Source organism: Bacillus altitudinis 41KF2b (genome assembly GCF_000691145.1).
Lineage (GTDB): Bacteria > Bacillota > Bacilli > Bacillales > Bacillaceae > Bacillus > Bacillus altitudinis.
In genome coordinates this window covers 34,761-52,861 of the sequence record NZ_ASJC01000008.1, presented here as the reverse complement: position 1 = coordinate 52,861, position 18,101 = coordinate 34,761, and the positions used below count along the sequence as shown (strand labels likewise).

General features: G+C 41.5%; 14 protein-coding genes. 2 read left to right on the top strand and 12 right to left on the bottom strand.

Features of this window, described 5'->3' with window-relative positions; translation table 11 throughout:
• The 6 genes from BA79_RS13935 to BA79_RS13910 all read right to left on the bottom strand — a co-directional run bounded on the left by BA79_RS13935 (position 1) and on the right by BA79_RS13910 (position 6,535).
• Complete coding sequence (locus BA79_RS13935) at positions 1-816, bottom strand: MIP/aquaporin family protein (protein WP_008349011.1); 816 nt, start codon at positions 814-816, stop codon at positions 1-3.
• Positions 817-1,032: 216 nt separating this feature from the next.
• The gene (locus BA79_RS13930; protein ID WP_017360356.1) at positions 1,033-1,590 is read right to left on the bottom strand and encodes a glycerol-3-phosphate responsive antiterminator; all 558 of its coding nucleotides are present in this window, start codon (positions 1,588-1,590) and stop codon (positions 1,033-1,035) included.
• A 327-nt stretch (positions 1,591-1,917) separates the two neighbouring features.
• On the bottom strand, positions 1,918-3,255 hold the full coding sequence (locus BA79_RS13925; protein WP_035703409.1) for an aspartate aminotransferase family protein: 1,338 nt from the start codon (positions 3,253-3,255) through the stop codon (positions 1,918-1,920).
• A 241-nt stretch (positions 3,256-3,496) separates the two neighbouring features.
• On the bottom strand, positions 3,497-5,089 hold the full coding sequence (locus BA79_RS13920; protein ID WP_035703407.1) for a PucR family transcriptional regulator: 1,593 nt from the start codon (positions 5,087-5,089) through the stop codon (positions 3,497-3,499).
• A gap of 28 nt (positions 5,090-5,117) precedes the next feature.
• Positions 5,118-6,035 (bottom strand): AEC family transporter, encoded by a 918-nt coding sequence (locus BA79_RS13915; protein ID WP_007497064.1) that lies wholly within the window; start codon positions 6,033-6,035, stop codon positions 5,118-5,120.
• An 83-nt stretch (positions 6,036-6,118) separates the two neighbouring features.
• Positions 6,119-6,535, bottom strand: a complete 417-nt coding sequence (locus tag BA79_RS13910; RefSeq protein WP_035703404.1) for a VOC family protein — start codon at positions 6,533-6,535, stop codon at positions 6,119-6,121.
• A gap of 166 nt (positions 6,536-6,701) precedes the next feature.
• On the opposite strand from BA79_RS13910, the gene BA79_RS13905 reads away from it, so the two are divergent.
• The gene (locus tag BA79_RS13905) at positions 6,702-7,118 is read left to right on the top strand and encodes a hypothetical protein (protein ID WP_007497062.1); all 417 of its coding nucleotides are present in this window, start codon (positions 6,702-6,704) and stop codon (positions 7,116-7,118) included.
• Between the two features lie 45 nt (positions 7,119-7,163).
• Here the strand turns inward: BA79_RS13905 and BA79_RS13900 are convergent, their stop codons facing one another.
• The 3 genes from BA79_RS13900 to BA79_RS13890 all read right to left on the bottom strand — a co-directional run bounded on the left by BA79_RS13900 (position 7,164) and on the right by BA79_RS13890 (position 10,037).
• Complete coding sequence (locus tag BA79_RS13900) at positions 7,164-8,702, bottom strand: bifunctional GNAT family N-acetyltransferase/carbon-nitrogen hydrolase family protein (RefSeq protein ID WP_007497061.1); 1,539 nt, start codon at positions 8,700-8,702, stop codon at positions 7,164-7,166.
• A 14-nt stretch (positions 8,703-8,716) separates the two neighbouring features.
• Positions 8,717-9,382: an HAD family hydrolase gene (locus BA79_RS13895; protein WP_017366913.1), complete on the bottom strand. Its 666-nt coding sequence runs from the start codon at positions 9,380-9,382 to the stop codon at positions 8,717-8,719.
• Positions 9,383-9,689: 307 nt separating this feature from the next.
• Positions 9,690-10,037 (bottom strand): DUF5365 family protein, encoded by a 348-nt coding sequence (locus tag BA79_RS13890; protein WP_035703402.1) that lies wholly within the window; start codon positions 10,035-10,037, stop codon positions 9,690-9,692.
• 108 nt (positions 10,038-10,145) lie between these two features.
• Between BA79_RS13890 and BA79_RS13885 the strand changes: the two genes are divergently transcribed.
• Positions 10,146-11,048, top strand: coding sequence for an RluA family pseudouridine synthase (locus BA79_RS13885; RefSeq protein ID WP_025207003.1), 903 nt, complete (start codon positions 10,146-10,148; stop codon positions 11,046-11,048).
• A gap of 34 nt (positions 11,049-11,082) precedes the next feature.
• Here the strand turns inward: BA79_RS13885 and BA79_RS13880 are convergent, their stop codons facing one another.
• The 3 genes from BA79_RS13880 to BA79_RS13870 form a co-directional block, all read right to left on the bottom strand.
• Positions 11,083-11,649 (bottom strand): class D sortase, encoded by a 567-nt coding sequence (locus tag BA79_RS13880; RefSeq protein ID WP_035703399.1) that lies wholly within the window; start codon positions 11,647-11,649, stop codon positions 11,083-11,085.
• Positions 11,650-11,681: 32 nt separating this feature from the next.
• Positions 11,682-14,588, bottom strand: coding sequence for a 5'-nucleotidase C-terminal domain-containing protein (locus BA79_RS13875; protein ID WP_035703397.1), 2,907 nt, complete (start codon positions 14,586-14,588; stop codon positions 11,682-11,684).
• 82 nt (positions 14,589-14,670) lie between these two features.
• On the bottom strand, positions 14,671-18,033 hold the full coding sequence (locus tag BA79_RS13870; RefSeq protein WP_035703395.1) for a CheR family methyltransferase: 3,363 nt from the start codon (positions 18,031-18,033) through the stop codon (positions 14,671-14,673).
• Between the last annotated feature and the right edge of the window lie 68 nt (positions 18,034-18,101).

The window sequence follows — 18,101 nt, the reverse complement described above, 5'->3', positions numbered from 1 at the left end:
TTACATACTTTCATTGACAGCATTTGTCTGGTTTTTCGTAGAAACATAGAGTCCTAACAATACCACAACTAAAATAACGCTTACAATCCAAAAGGCTGGTGTGACGTTCGCTTTAAAGGCTGCATTATAGAAAACACCGCCAAATGCACCGCCCAAAATTGGACCAACAACAGGAACCCAAGCATATTTCCAATTTGATGGACCTTTACCTGGAATCGGCAGAATGGCATGTGCGATTCTTGGACCTAAATCACGTGCAGGGTTAATTGCGTAACCAGTTGTACCACCTAATGAAAGACCAATCGCAACAATTAAGAAACCAACAATCAACGGATTGACTCCGTCTGCAAATTTATTTGCACCAATCGCTAAAATTCCTACCACCAATACAAATGTACCAATGACTTCACTGAGCACGTTTGCAAAAGTATGCGGAATCGCAGGACCAGTTGAGAATACGCCTAGTTTTGCACCTGGATCGTCTGTCGCTTTCCAGTGCGGTAAGTAATGTAAGAAGACAATAATAGCTCCGAGTAATGCGCCAAGCATTTGACCGACAATATACATTGGAACATCAGCCCAAGGAAAACTTCCTTCTAATGCAAGACCTATTGTCAGCGCCGGGTTTAAATGTGCACCGCTGATTCCTCCAGTGGCATAAGCTGCAATCGCTACTGCAAATCCCCATCCGAAAGCGATTACAATCCAACCGGACTGATAAGCGAGCGATTTCTTTAAACTGACTGCCGCACACACACCGCCTCCGAAAATAATCAGAAGCATTGTACCAACGACTTCACCCCAAAATGGTGTCATGAAAAATTCCTCCTCTGGTTCAGTTGCCATCCCCTATAAATGTGTAGAAAAGATACAGAAAAAAAGATCCACAACAAACATACTTTACATCAGGGTCATTTGTCACCTAGTAAAGCGTCGTTGTGGATCTCCATTTCTCCATCACATGATATTAACTTAGTGCTATAGTATCAGAGGATGAAAACGTTGTCAATCAATTTTCACATTTTATCTTTTTCACTTTTGGAATGCTTTCCAAAGCTCTGTATTCGATGTGGTGACAGCTGTCGCCCCTGCTGCAAGCGCCCTTTCTACATCTTCTTTTGTTCGGATAAATCCTCCTGCAAATATTGGTATTCCAGCTCTTTCGCGCACTTCTGTAATTAAATCTGGCACGACACCCGGCAATACTTCAATAAAATCTGGACGATGTTTTCCGACAAACTCCATGCTTTTTTCCATCGCACTTGTATCAAGTAAAAACATTCGCTGGATGGCATATACCTTTTTCTGCTTGGCTTTCACTATGACAGAAGACCTAGTAGAAATAATGCCAGCTGGTTTCATTTCCTGACAAATAAATTCCGTTCCGTACTCATCATGTTTGATTCCGTGAATGAGATCGACATGGACAAACATTTTTTTATGATGCGCATTCGCCTCATTCATGATGCCCTTAAGCCGCCCTAAATGAACATCTAGTAAGACCCCATATGTAAATGGACTTTTTAAAAATTCCTCAAATTGCTTCATATTGCGAACAGCAGGTAGAATGGGTTGATCATGAAAACTCATATGCCGTCTCCTTCTCGTGTGTATTGGTTCTATCTTCTCCTTACAGTAATAGAATCACATGTTTTTTTCAATACACCTAGTGTGCCCATTGACCATTCAGCCTAGCAAATCGATCAAAACCTGATCCTTTCAGGGCATAGAAAAAAGCAGAGAAACCTCTCTGCTACAGCGTGTAGGCAAATCCTCGCATTCTTTGTCAGTCCTGCGTGCTGGTGCTCACCCTTCCTAGGGCTGCAAAGATTTTCTATCACGCTGAAAAGAAGACAAAGGGCTAAAATAAATAATATTTTAGCCCTTTGTCAACAATCTGAAGCAGAGAAATCTCTGCTATAATTGTGCCATGCTTTCTTTTAAAGTATGAATAATGAATGAGGCGTCTTCATCAGTGATATTTAGCGGTGGTGCGAGCTGTGCCACGTTATTATAGCCAGCCACTGTATCGCCATTTTTCCCGATGATCAATCCCCGCTTTTTACATTCTGCAATCAATTGACCGACTACACTTGGATCAGCTGGCTTTTTTGACGCCTGATCCTGCACAAGCTCAATCCCAAACAGCAGACCTTTTCCTCTCACATCACCGACAAATGGATGCTCTTTTAACTCTTGCAAACGTTCGAGCATGTCTTGGCCAAGCGTGCGTGACCGCTCCACTAATTGCTCGTTTTCCATGATCTCTAGGTTAGCAAGCGCAACCGCACAGGAAGCAGGGTGACCGCCAAATGTATTCACATGCCGTAGCCTGTCATACGTATCTTCTCCTGCATACGCTTCATAAATGTCTCGTTTTACGCACGTTGCAGATAGCGGTAAATATCCACTTGTGATCCCTTTTGCCATGGTGATGATATCTGGCTTCACTTCCTCATGCATAAATCCAAACCGCTTTCCTGTCCGGCCAAAGCCGCATATGACTTCATCCACAATGAGGAGCGCCCCATGATCTTCACAGATTTCTTTCACCTTCTTCAAATATCCTTTTGGCGGCATTAAGATACCGCCTCCTGTAATCATCGGCTCCATGATGACGCCAGCAATGGTCTCACTTAATTCCCACGTCATGGCCTGATCTATTGCCGCAGCACTTGCCAAGCTCTCTTGATCTTCAGGATGCCGGTACATATCAGGCGGTGCGACATGGATAAATCCCTGCCCTAACGGTTCATATTTGTACTTGCGCTGCGCTTGACCCGTTGCGGCTAGAGCTGCTGCTGTATTGCCATGATACGATCGATATCGAGAAATAAATTTTGTGCGTGTACTCTCTCCCTTTTGCGCATGATATTGTTTGGCAATCTTAAATGCCGCTTCATTCGCTTCAGAACCACTGTTAGAAAAGAAGATCACATAGTCCCCGCCTAGCCATTCATTGAGCTTCTCAGCCAGCTGAATCGCTGGCACATGGCTTTGTGTCAGTGGGTAGTAAGGCATCGTATTTAATTGCCTATACGCCGCTTCTGCAAGCTCTTTACGTCCATATCCGGCATTGACACACCATAGTCCTGACATCCCGTCTAAATAGCGATTTCCATGAATATCTGTCACCCATGCGCCTTCTGCCTCATGAATCACCATACTTTCATTTTCTTTGTTTGTCCCTTTCATATGATGCCAAATGAACTGATCATCTTTCGCCTGAAGATCTTGTGCGTTATGTGTTTTCATCTTCCCACGCCCCCATGTATCCGTTTTCATCATCAAAGAAGCTTAAACCGGTCCTGCATATGACCTCTCCATTCATTATATGGATAAAAAGTGAGGCATATGAAACTGAAACAAGACCGCCCGTGTCGTTACTCTCATTATAAAAAAGGGGCCAGACACATTACATTAGACAGATCGTCAACTGATTGAAAAGAACCATGAGACACTCTACTTGATCCCTTGGCAAATCTAACATATACCGTTAATGGCGATTCCCCTGTAAAAATTCATAAGCAAGGATCGCAAATTCAAGCGCTTGACGTTTTGGCGCTTGCATCATATCCTCACCAAGTAAAGCATGAAGCTTATCCAATCTGTGATAAAGCGTCTGCCTCACAATATAGAGCTGGCTTGCGGTTTCTTTTTTAGAACCGTTTGTCTGTAAAAAGATATTCAGCGTCTGATAGAGCCTGCCGCTATTTTGTTTATCATATAAAATCACCGGCTCTAAATACTCTTTCACCATGCATTCTAATAACCCGCTTTCTTTCATGACAGGCATCAATCGAAGCATATGTAAATCTTGATAAAATGGGCTTTTTATCCGTTGCGGCATCACTTTCTTTAAATGCAGCACTTCTTTCGCTGCTTGAAAACTTTTTCTCATGTACTGAAATTGCTCACAATATGAACCGATTCCATAATTGATGACTGCCTCGCCGGGCTTCTCACGGTCATATAATTGCGTGATGTCGTTTGCCGCTTTTTCTGCACGCTCTTTCCAGTCCTCAACTTTTCTTGTATTCAATAAAATAAATAAGGTTTGTCCTTGATGCTCGTACACAATCAAATGGAAACCAGCACGCTGAAAAATAGAACGGCAAGAGACAAGAAAATAAAGATTCCCTGCGATTTCTTCTATTTGGTGGTTTTTTTGAAAGAGCATCACCACACAGCCTGTCGGTTTTTTCAGTCCTTCTGTTTCCTCAAGGTGTTCTATGATTTCTCTTTCTGTATGCTCTTCATGAAACCATTTTTGCAGCCATTCATTCTCTTTTGTCTTCTTCAGCTCTTCTGTATACAGCTCTCTTAATGTTTGCTGGGCAAGGGCATTCGCTCCTTTATCCATCACAAGCAGTTCAAATTCCGAGAGTGTGTTCGATTGATGAATGAGGACGAGGTCTGCAAAGGTTTGTTTGAGTGCAAGGACTTGTTTTTGCGTCACTTCATATCCTTTTGGTAATGAAGCATATTGCAAATAATTCATCACCAGCTCTTCTGTTTGTTTGGAAGAATCACATAAAATAATCGGCTCACCTTGAACAGGGATCAGCAGTAGTATCCCTCTCACATGCTGATACACTTGATCCAAAATATCCATCTGCGGATGAGGAGTTAGTAAAAGCTCATTCAACTTTGACGACAAGGCTTCTAAATCTGCCATCATCTGATACTGACGTTCAATCATCATCGTATGGAGATGCTGTGTAATATTGACGAACTTCACTTCTTTTGTAAACAAAATAAGCGGAAAATCACGTTCTTCTGCATAAATAATCAGTTCTTCTGGCACATCAAACCGGAGCGGTACAAATTCAATACACAAGCCAGCCGCACCTGAGTCAATCAACTGTCTTAAAAACGCCTGAAAGACTTCCAATTGATCATGGAAGCCTGCGGCCGTCGTTAAGATCAGCTCGCCTCCGTTTAACAAATCCTCTACAGCAGGCACTTCAAGTACATGTACCCATTTTACTTGCCGAAACAATCCCTTTTCCCCAGCTAATACTTTCGCATGCGTAAAATGCTTCGTTTTTAACACATCACTTACTTGAAAATGAATATCTACATTCATTCATAAGTCCCCCTTTGTTTGCCGTCCCCTATCCCAGAGGGTGCATGGATAAAATCCATAATAAAACAGGTAAAGTCACAATACTTAAAATCGTACTGAGAAACGTCGTGCTTGAGACAAACTCAGGCTTCGTTCGAAATTGCACAGCCATCAGCGTTGTATTCGCCGCTGTCGGCATCGCTGCAACTAAAATCATAATTTGTTTCACCAAATCATCAACAGGTAAAATAAGTGTAAAACCAAAGGCGATGAGTGGTGAGATAAACAGCTTCAGCAGCACCGCATAGGAAATATTGCGATAATCCACTTGCTTAAAAGAAATCACTGCGAGCTGCATACCTAAAATCAGCATAATCGTTGGTATCGCTGCATCCCCGACCAGCTGAACACCTGTCATAAGCTCTTTAGGTAATGAAAGGTCAATGAGCTGAAATAATAGACCAAGAAGAGCCCCGTAAGCAACCGGCATACGCAGCACTTTTTTTAGAACGACCTTCAAGTCTCCCGCGTCCTCTCCACCTTTTGCTGCATAATACATGCCGATCGTACTCATGACGAGCTGCTGAAGGACCATTAGCACAATCGCAATATCTAAACCAGCTGCTCCAAAAACAAGAAGGACAACAGGCGTGCCGTAATTTCCATTATTCATAAATGCTGATGACAAAATCATGGCACAATACGTTTCATTCGAATACCCGTAAATTCGAGATAAAATGAAGACACATAAAACAAGTGAAAGACAAAGCCCTACGACAAATATTGATAAGTACACATAGTCCATCGATACTTTATTTTGATAAAAGGTTTCAAACGCAAGAAATGGTGACATTAAATATAAAGACATTGATGAGAGCGTATGTATATCAAAACCAATTGTCTTCTGCCCAATATACCCTATAAGGAATATGCCGAACACTGGCATTAAGACAAGTAAAAACTCCATGTAGCACCTACTTTTCTCTAGATGAATTCCTTCTTTTTTACCCTCTTATCATACCACTGATCATCAATAAAAAAGAAGCACCCTTATGAAAGGTCGCTTCTCTCCTCATCCATATAAAACACTTCCCATAAATGACCATCACGATCCTGAAAGCTCCAGCCATACATGAAATCATGGTCTTGTTTTTCCTTAAACGGTGAACCACCAGCTGCGATCGCACGCTCTACAAGCTCATCAACCTCTTCCCTCGTCTCGACCTGTAAAGAGATAATGACCTCTGCGCCATTTCTAGCATCTACCAATTCCTTCTCTGAAATGGATTGGAAATGCTTAAGTGATAACAGCATGACTGTGATCGTCTCATTCATCACAAAACAAGCAGCATGTTCATTCGTCAGTTCTTGTTGAAAGTCAAAACCTAGCTGTTCAAAGAAAGCCTTTGACTCATTCACATGCTTAACCGGCAAATTGATATACAGATGTTTAGATTGTGGCCCCATATCCCTCTCCCTTTGTAAAACATCATTTCCATTCAGTATATTCGTCTTTTCATTTGGCATCCCTTTGTCGCATGAAAAAATAAGCGGTAAGTCTCATTACCTTATTTTAACAAAAATGTATAATAAATCTCGTGCACAATACTAAATGAACTAGGAGGTTTTCTTAATGAAAACAATCGCAAAATCTTTGATGCTCTCCACCACTGTCCTTTTATTCGCTTCACCTATTACACAAACAGCTGATGCTGCATCTATTCAAACGAAGCAGGTGACAGCAGAAAGTGATTTTCAGCTTCCTTCGACAACAGACACCATTAAACAAAACATTGAACAATCTTTCCAAAAACAAGAAAAATGGCTACAAAAACTAGAAGTGATTGCCGGACAAGAAAAACGTGAACAATTTGAACAGTTTTTCAACCAGCATGTAGGACCTGATTTAAAAAATCTTTTAGAAGAGTCTGATCTTACATGGAAACAAGTAGAAAAAACGATTTATCAATCTCTTGTTAAATCAGACGTTCCATTTTTAGCTGCCAAAAGCATTGCCCATTTTGCTACAGTGGCATTAAAGAAAATGTAAACATACAGAAAAGCGCCTCGCATAACTGCGGGGCGCTTGTTTTGGTTATTTCTTATATTCAATATGGTACACGTCTCTTCTTCGATCTTTCAGCTGACGAACCGTCCCATCTTGACGCTGCCTTCTTAATATTTCTAAGTCGACATCACCAACAACCACCATTTCAATATTCGGGTTGCATTCTCCTACAATGCCATCTCTTGCGAATTCAAAATCAGATGGTGCAAAGATGGCTGATTGTGCATATTGGACATCCATGTTTTCTGTTTGCGGAAGGTTTCCGACCGTTCCAGAAATGACCGTATATATCTGATTTTCAACCGCTCTCGCCTGCGCACAGTAACGTACTCGTAAATAGCCTTGACGGTCTTCTGTACAGAATGGAGTGAAGATAATTTTCGCTCCTTTGTCAGCTGCAATTCGAGCAAGCTCAGGGAATTCAATATCGTAGCAAATTTGGATCGCAATTTTCCCGCAGTCCGTATCAAATACCCGGACTTGGTCACCAGCTGAAATCCCCCACCATTTTCTTTCATTCGGCGTGATATGCAGCTTATATTGCTTTTCAATCGTTCCATCACGTCTAAATAAATAGGCGATATTATAGATTTTCCCTTCCTCTTCAACGAAATGAGAACCACCGATGATATTAATGTTGTACTTGACCGAGAGATCTGTAAACAAATTAATGTAGTCCTCGGTATATTCTGTGATCCGCTGCACTGCTAGACTTGGTGATCTCTCTTCTAAATATGACATAAGCTGCGTTGTAAAGATTTCCGGGAAAACGGCAAAGTCAGCTGACGCATCTGATGCCACATCCACGTAATACTCCACTTGATTCATAAATTCCTCAAAGGAATGAATTTGCTTCATTGCATATTGAATGACACAAATTCGTACTGGGAACGCCGATTTATAATATCTTTTCGATTGCGGGCGATAATCGACATTGTTCCATTCCATTAGCGTTGCGTACGTACTGGAAGCTTTATCATCCGGCAAGTAATTCGGATTGATCCGCATCAGGCTAAATTCATTTAACAGCTGAAAAGATAGCACAGGATCATAAATTTGGTGTAGCATGACTTGCTCTACATATTGGCGAGGCGTCATTTCCTCTTGATATTTATGATAATTCGGGATACGTCCGCCAATGATGATGCTTTTTAAATTTAATCTTCTCGCTAAGTCTTTTCTTGCTTCATATAAACGATGACCGATTTTCATCCGGCGGTACTCAGGACTGACCATTACTTCAATTCCGTACATATTCATCCCATCTGGATTATGGTTTGTGATATATCCATCATCTGTGATGTCCTGCCACGTGTGACGATCATCGTATTCATCAAAGTTAATTAATAAACTTGAACATGAGCCAATGATTTCTCCCTCGAATTCCGCACAGAACTGGCCTTCTGGGAAATGTTCAAGGTGGCTTTCAAGGTGCTCTTTTTTCCAAGGGTCCATGCCTGGAAAGCATACCTCTTGCAATGCGATGATTCGGTCGATATCTTCTTCTCTAATATTTCGAATCACCATTCTTTTTTCAAATCGCGTTAAATCTAGTTTTTCTGCCATGATGTATTGCCCCCTTACTGATCCTCTTTTTCAAGCTGATGGAATAGCTGGAGCAATTCGATTTCAGCCATGGATTCTAATCTCGCATCATATTCTTCAAACTGCAGTGTGCTCGTCACTTTATTTGGCACGATGACACATTTCATACCCGCTCGTTTGGCAGCGATTGACCCATTCACAGAGTCCTCAAATGCCACGCAATCTTTTGGCTCAACGCCTAAGCATTGTGCGGTTTGCAAATAAAGTTCTGGGTGAGGTTTCACTTCTTCCACATCGTCTGACGTGCGGATACATTCAAAGTAATCGAAAAGTCCAATTTGTTTCAGGTGATCAGACACCCATTTATAATCTGAGCTGGAAGCAAGTCCAATCTTAATTCCAAGCTCCTTTGCCGCTTCTAAATAAGCTTCTACACCAGGTCTTGCTGCTTCGTCCTTCATTCTCTTTTGAAAACGTGAACGCCGGTCTTCTGTGAGTGCCTCATGATCTAATGTCTTCCCTAACTGCTCTTCCAAATATTCAAAAGGCTTAAAACCTGCCTGCGTTCCAATCACATTTCCCCATACAGACAGAGGCAACTCCGATTCATGCTCCGCAAACATTTCCTGCAGAACCTCATATTCATGTGTTTCTGTATCTAAAATTAATCCATCAAAATCAAATATAATCGCCTTTACCAAAGAGGCCACTCCTTTTTTCCGAAAGTCTGAAATATCTTCCATACTGCTATCATATCGTGAATAAAATTGACTTTCAAAGATGAATGTCTGCTAAAATGATTATGTATAAAAGGAGCCTGCATCGTTTTGTCAGGCTCCTGTCATGTTCGATTCTTTCTGCAAGAGATCCAAGCGCTCCGATTCGTGGAGAATAGACATTGTTGAAAAAGAGCGGAATTGGTATTACAGATCTTGAAGGTTTCTCCGTTCCCTTAAAAATAGTATGTGCGACGACCTTGTAAGTTAACAAGGAAGTTCACACCAACTTTTACGCATTTTGAAGGTGACGGCCTGCAAAATCATCTAAATCAAACGGGAAAGAAAAGCCGCACGCATTAACTTGTTCACGGTTGAGTTCAAATAACTCACGATCTCGTTTTGTCATATGTCGCTTCGGCTTTAAAATAATGGTATGTAATAGCTGAAGACCTGATAAGATACGAAAAGCATCATCCATTGTCCCGTTATACACACCATCAATGAATGTAAGCGGGGATTGTTTTTCCTGCTCTTCTCCATTGACATTGACAGAATGGGATAAAAGATCTTCAATTTCCTTTGATATTTCTTCAATTGCCTGCTCCTGAAGGTCTGTCGCAGCTTTCATTAATCTCACGTGGCATCTACCTCTCTGTCGTTATTACTCCATTCAGAATAGCACAGAAAAAAAGGCATTCGCTAAGGTAAGTGTTTCCTATATATACCCAAAGAGAGGACGAATATCATGATCATAAAAGGACACACGCTCTCCCTAAAAGTAGGTGAGCAGCAAAATGGCATTTCCTTAAGTCAATTTTTAAAAGACGAAGTGTCTGCCTCTAAACCGATTATCCATTTTTGGATGGAGCACCAAAAAGTCCGTCTCAATCAAAAACCTGCCCACCATGCTGCAAAAGTGAGTACAGGTGATCAGATTCTCATTGATTTATTTGAGACGGAAGAAAGTGATGTGACGCCAGAATACGGTGAATTAGAGGTACTCTTTGAAGACGAGCATTTATTAGTTGTCCAAAAGCCTGCTGGAAGACCGACGCATCCAAATGAAAAAGGACAAACAGGTACGCTGGCGAATCTAGTCGCTTTCCATTTTCAAGCAAATGGAGAAGAAAAGCGGGTCAGACATATACATAGGCTGGATCAAGATACAAGCGGCACCGTCATTTTTGCCAAACACAGGTTGGCACATGCTGTACTCGATCAAATGCTTTCAAAAAAAGCGATTAACAGAACGTATCTTGCCATCGCACAAGGACTGTTTAAGAAAAAGAAAGGAACGATCCAAGCAGCCATTGGACGTGATAAACACCATGCCGTCAGAAGGAGGGTTTCTCCTACTGGTCAAAGCGCCAAGACTCATTATGAGGTCTTCCATCTCAATAAACGTTTACAGATGACGGCCGTTAAGCTGCGATTAGAAACAGGCAGAACGCATCAAATTCGGGTCCATCTTAGCAGTCTCGGGCATCCTTTAGCTGGCGATACATTATATGGCGGGAAGCGTGACCTGATAAACAGATGCGCCCTTCATGCCAAACAAGTAGACATGAACCATCCATTCACAGGTGAAAAGCTGACGATAGAAGCACCGCTCCCACCTGATATGGCTGAATTAATGGACAATATGTAGAAAAAAGAGCCTGATCATACAGGCTCTTTTGACGTTAGACAGATGCTCTTTTCGCATAAATAATGTACCGCTCTGGTGCGTTGCCGACAAAATGAAATGGATAGCATGTGGTTAACACAAGCTCTTCTTTTTTATTTTGTAAGGTAATAATGGATGTATCATGCTGATCCACAATTTTCGTATGCGTAATTTCATAAACAAACTCACCATACGGTACAGTGATTTTCAGCTGATCCCCAATATCCAGTTCACCAGTCCGGCGGAAGACCGTATCCCTGTGTCCCGACAAAACGATTTGTCCATTTTGATCAGGGTAATAACTGCCTTTGTAATGACCGACGCCTTTGGCAAGGTCGTCCGCATCTGTCCCTTCAACAATTGGCAAATCGGCTTTTAATTTCGGAATGGTCAGGATGCCAGAGGCTTTCCCCATTTCAGGTGCAAACTTTTTCTTTGTCATTCCTTGATCAGTTTTTACGACCTTCTTTGCTTCCTCTAACGAATGTGCTGTTTGTAAGTGAGTAGAAGCGATTTGCCAAATTCCCCAGCCAAGCACCACAATCCCCGCTGACATAACAATCACTGCAAGCCATTTTTTCATGCGTTAACTCCTTTGTCTTTGCTGATGATTCTTTAGCTTGCTGCTGCCTTTTCTTCTTGTTTCACTTGTTGAATTCGGCCCTCTTTTTGATACACAATAGAAGCTCCCTCGAAGCTCTTTACAAAAGCGACCGTTGCTTCTAAATCTTCTGGGCCTGTTTCCGGATTTTTCCCTAGCCGTCCAATCGGTGCATACTTACTTCCAGTGGCAGTCGCCATGAAGTTGTTCACTGTGAGTGTATACGTTTTATCGAAATCAACGGAAGAACCATCAGGCAGTTTTAAGTCAACTACTTTATATGTTAACGGATCGTACGAATAAGAAAAGCCTGAAATGCTATAATCCGGTCCAAAGTGAGGAGATATTTGAGCTTCAATGATATCAACTAAATCTTTCCCCTTGATGTCCAGCTTCACTAACACATTTCCAAATGGCTGAATATTAAAGAGATCACCCCAAGTAATCGGTCCTTTTTCGAGATTTTGTCTTATGCCGCCGCCATTCATCATGGCAAAGTCACTTTTCATTGAATATCTCATGCCATCCGCAATGAGGTTGCCAAGTGGTGTATCACCATCATTGGAATAGCCACCTTCCATCTTGACGCCAGCTTCTCCAACAACCTCACTAATAATCGGCTCCACTTCTTTTCCGTAATGGGCTAAAATGTCCGCTGCTTCCTGATCCTTTTCAATACCAGCCTGGTCTACATACTGGATGTTTGCACTCTTTTTGACAATATCTTTTGTTTTCCGGTCAAGTGTGACATTGACTTCTCCAATTGCCTTTCCGTATTCAAAGGCTTGGACAATTAATTTTCCATTCACTTCTCCATTGACCACTTCGTGATTATGGCCAGCGAAAATGACATCAATTTCGTCATCACCTTCTTTGGCGAGCCTTGCGCTTTCTCCAGTAATGGTATCACCATTTTGAGAGGCGGTCATATGAGCCAGAACCGCGATCGCTTTAATCCCTTTTTGCTTTAATTCTTTCGTTGCTTCATTGACAGCTTGGACTTCATCAGTAAATTGAATGTCTTTAATTCCTTCTGGCATGACCATACCTGCCGCTGATGTTGTCACAACCCCGATAAAAGCCACAGGAATTCCTTCGACATCCATGATTTCATAGGCTGGTAAAAGTGGTTTGCCAGTATCCTTGTATTCACAGTTTGCACAAACAAGCGGGAAATTCTGCCCATCGTATCCTTTTGTGCCTTTCGGGTGATCTCCACCTTTTAAGATGCGCAATAGTTCATCCACACCTTCATCAAACTCATGGTTGCCAACTGTCCCAACATCAAAGCCGATGTTCTCCATTAGTTCAACGGTTGGTTCATCTTGTAAAAGAGAAGATATTGGCGAGCTTCCGCCTATCATATCTCCTGCATGAACTGTCAGTGTATTTTTTTGCGCAGCTTGCTTTTGTTTTATATAAGCCGCCACATAATCCATCCGTCCATATGTTCCTTTACTGCCATCACCTTTTACATCCAGCTCATATTGCTGATCAATTTTCCCATGCAAATCATTCATACTTAAAATGGTTAATGGAACTTCACTGGATGATTCTGACGCCTGATATCCAGCCTGCTCTGCTTCTTCTTTAGAAGCAAAAAAGATACGTTTATCCACATCGATCTCATTCCAGCTGTCAGGTGATACGTAGGTTTTTGCAGATGAATCACCCACATAACGTGTGAGCCCTTTTTTCTGCTCGCGTGCTCTAAATTCAAACGGCTGTTCTAACAGAGGATCTTCTTCATTCCAAATACCAAGCCCTTTTTCCTTGGCATCTTTCACTGCTTGCTGGAACATCCGATACTCTTTTTCATCTCCAACAGGCCAGATGAAATAAGTAGGGGCATATCCTTTTTTCACAAGCTCTAGGTTCGTATTCAGCCCTTTTTTGGTTTTGACTTGAGCTAAAAGACGTCCATATCCATCCTTTGCTTCCGGGCCAATCTTTAATGTGACTCGATCACCACTTGAAAGAAGCGTTTTTAAATAATCCGTCGCTTTTTGTCCAAAACGCAGCTGGTTTTGATCTAATTCATTTTTGGGCTTGTGGTAGGTTTCTGGTGTGTCCATATTCACGAAGCGTACCTTTGTTGTGCCGAGCACAGGCTTCTTCAAATGAATGGTATCTCCATCCACAACACGATCTACCGTTGCCTCATATTCTTTTTTGATTTTTGGCGGCTTTGGCTGGTGCTTCAGCAATTTGACATCGGTTTTGTGTCTTGGAAGTACTTGCAGCGTATCATATCTGCTTAAAACGCCAGTAAACTCATACCATTTTCCGGTCTTCACTTGATCAATTGCACCCGTATCAACCATGACTCTAAGGACTGTGCTATGATATTTTTTATCGATGATGGCCACATTGTATCCACCGCCAGCCGGCTGATCTGGCGCCTGTTCTACATAGCCTTTTACCTTCACTAATCTTCCTTCATATTTGCTTGCCTGATCCGATTCCAATTGTTTAATGGAAACTTTCTTTGGCGAAGGCAATGGCTGATTTACAGCATCTATCTTCAGACGATCTTGATCTGGCACAATTTCAACGAGCCCTTTATAAGTCGTCACCTTGCCAGTCACCGTGACCTTCATGCCTGCTTTCAGTTCTGGAAAATTCTTAGGCTGCGCAGAATAAATATTGAGACCAGCTGTTTTGTCTTGAATATATGTTGATAGTTTCCCATTCCCTATAGCGGATTGATCTGCTGTTACGATTCCGCTCACCGTTACCGTTTCTCCTATCAGTTTTCGGGCTTTTTTTATGTTCATCGGCTTTGTTTGTTTCCATAAAGTCTCCTTTTTCTCAGAAGAAGAAAACGCCTCAGCAGTCATCATACTAGGCAGTAAAGATTGCAGACTAAATATCACCAAAATCAAACAACAGACCATTCGAATGGATTGTATACGTTTCATTAGATTTCTCCCCTTTGAACTTCATCTCTTCTAGTGTACAAAGCAATTATTGAGACTGGATGGATTTCATGTAAAGCTGATCTCAATTACTTGGAAACGTAATAATCACACGTGTCCCTTCAAAGCTTTTGCTCTCAAAACGAATGGTACCGCCATGACTTTCAATAATCTTAATGGTCATCATTAATCCAAGACCCGTTCCTTTTTCTTTCGTTGTGTAAAAAGGTTCGCCTAATTTCCCAATCTCCTCTTCTGGTATGCCCTTTCCTTGATCTTCAAATATCAGCATCATTTGGTCGTTTTTCAATAATGAAGTCACTTGGATCACACCTGTTACTCCATCCATCGCTTCAATTCCATTTTTAAGAATGTTAAGAAACACTTGTTTCAGTTCATTTGGAATGCCTTGAATATGTGGCAAAGAGGGAGCCAAATTCTTTTGAATCGACACTCCTTTTAAGACCGCCTGAGATTCAACGACCATAATGACTTCTTCGAGGAGAAGGTTCACATTCACCGGTTCAAATTTAACAGATTTGCTTCTAGAGAGCACAAGGAATTCGTTAATAATAGACTCAAGCCGATTAAACTCTGACATCATCACATCGGCATAATCCTTCTGATACTTTTTACTTTGAATCATTAGCTGTAAAAAGCCTTTTAACGACGTAAGTGGGTTACGTATCTCATGGGCAATACCAGCTGCAAGCTGTCCAACTGCTGACAGCATTTCAGACTTCATCAGCATTTTCTCAGACTGTTTTTGACTTGTAATATCCTCCGAAATCCGCATGACAGTAGACTGCATTTTGTCAGGGTCATCGATTCGGTGTAAAGAGACTCTTTCCCATCGCTCACGCCCTGATAAGTCCTGAAAATACAACTCACCTGTCCAGCTGCCCTCTCTTAAACACACGTCCCATTGTTTCACTAGATCATCACATTGACACAACGCATAATAGACAGAAAAAATATCTTTTCCGATCAAATCATATTCATGCTGCTGTACAAACTGACAAAAGCGCTGATTGACACACTGAATAACACCTTCTCCCGTTGCAACCACAATATGAATATGGCTGTTATCAAGTGCTGTCACCGCAAGATGAAGAGCCTGCTTCAATTTCGTCATTTCGGTCATTTTGATCCAGGTCATCACCGCTCCCTCGCGATCTTGATCATAGAAAGGTGTCATATGAACCGTGAATTGTTCTCCTTCGTTCGTTTCAATTTCACGTTCGATCACGCGCCTATCTGAAATGACAGATTGAATATCATGATAGAGCATTTCCTTCGATAACTTCTTCACCATCGACTGAAACGTTTGCTGGTGCCGGGTTTGAGCTGAAGTGAATAAAGAGGTAGCTGTAGGAGTGTGATAGCGAATATTCATTTCCCGGTCCACAAACAACGTGGCAAGTTCTGGCTTCACAGACGGCCGGTACAGTTCTTCTCTTGTCACCTTTAAGTTGTTGATGATATTAATAAAATGCTCGTTTGTTTTCTCGCGCACTTCTATTTGCTTGTTTTTTTCTTTTAATTGAGCCCTTGCTTCTTGCTCCTTTTGTTTGACCTCATTGAGCTCGTTTTCTAAATCGACAATTCGCTGTTGATAAACCGAATTCTGCTCTAACATCCCTTTGTCCCTGCCGTTCTTTTGATTTTTTCCTCTCTCACTCTTCCGAATGAGAATGACGTATACTCCTTTAAAACGGCGATCAAAATGTTTTACTGTAAAATCTGCATACTGCTTTCTTCCATTTTCCGAAATGAGGACATGTTGAAAGACAACCTCAGTCTCTTCAGTCCACACCTTTTGAAAGCTTTGACTTAGTATCTCTTTCATATAATCAGGGGTTACATATTCACATAATTCATCTGAGACTTCTGCATGCGCTAAGAAAGAATAGGCACCGTTTGATATCGCGAGGATTTTCTCGAAATCGTCTATGATGAAACATGCATCATACTCCTGCTCTACTTCTTTCATATATTGGACAGCTCGTTTTTTTAACTCCGTATGACCTACATTGTATTTAGGAACGTTTGAGTGGGTGTAAATGTTCCACTTTTCATTTAACAAATGAAATAAACGAGGGATATTGGGTACCTTTTCATTCGGTCCTAATATCAACATCCCTTGATCCTTTAGTGCATATTGGAATCGAGATAAGACTCGTTTTTGTACTTCTGGCTGGAAGTACATCAGAACATTTCGGCAACTGATAAAATCGAGGTGGATAAAAGGTGAATCGATCAATAAATTGTGAGGAGCAAAGACAATATGTTTTCTAAGCGACTGCTTCACAATAAAAGCGTCACCTTTTTTTTCGAAATATCGCGCCCTCCATTTTTCTGGCATCCGTGCCATAGACTCAAGCGAATAAACACCTTTGCTTGCACTTTGGATGGCTTTCCGGTTGATGTCTGTTGCAAACACTTGAAGTTCAATGGACACTTGTCTTCGTTTCATTTCTTCTAAAAATAACATCGCAAAAGAATAGGCTTCTTCACCTGTAGAACATCCTGCAATCCAAATGCGGCATCGAGATTTCCCATTTTTCATTGTGTTTTCAATGATCGACGGAATGATGTGATGTTCACATACTCGAAAGGCTTCCATATCTCTAAAAAAGGAAGTCGTGCCGCTTAAAAGCTGTACATGCAGGCGATCAAGCTCATCTGGTTCTCTCTCTAATAAACGATCGTACTCGGACAATAAGGAGATCGATTGGTTCGCACTCCTCATTCTTTTTTGAATGACAGAGAGCAGTCTGCGCTTCTCATAGGTTGAAAATGCAATTCCTTTATGCATTTCAAGACGTTCAATGATTCTGATCAAAACAGGGTCTGCAACATCTGTATGCGGAACGTTGATGATGTTGGCTATATATGACGCAAGTGCAGAAGGGTCTTGAAATGTTTGATGATACATACGATCAAACCCACTATTTGTCTCACTGCACGATATGGCTGTACCGCCTTGCTCAACGATTTGAAGCAAACCACTTCCTACACAATAGCCTTTTTGAAAAAAGATCGCATAGGCCTCTTCCTTTTGCACATTGGCAAGTGACTGAAACAACGAATTTACAGCACACGCCTTGTTTGTAGGATGCTGCTCTGTTATGTGTAGCCGTTTGTCTTCTGTCAATGTCACAGCTGCATGCTGCGGACAAACATAAATCGTATTTTTCATGACTTTCTCACCATGCTTAATCGGCTTTGCCCGGTAGCCAATCGGTAAAACAAGTGCTTCCAAATCAGTTACACAATCGCCTGTCACATGATTTTGCACAACAATAAAAGAGGCATTTAATTCATGCGGAAATGATTGAAAAAAAGCCTCAAGATGATGCTGTTCAAACGGCGAAACACCGATGCCAATCACTGGTGCCTGCACATGTTCGTCTTCTATCAAACGATTAATGATTTTGTCCTGCATCTGGTACCCCCATGTTCATTCGTCTGATACATTTTTTCGACAAAAAGGAAGAAAACCCTCTAATTGTA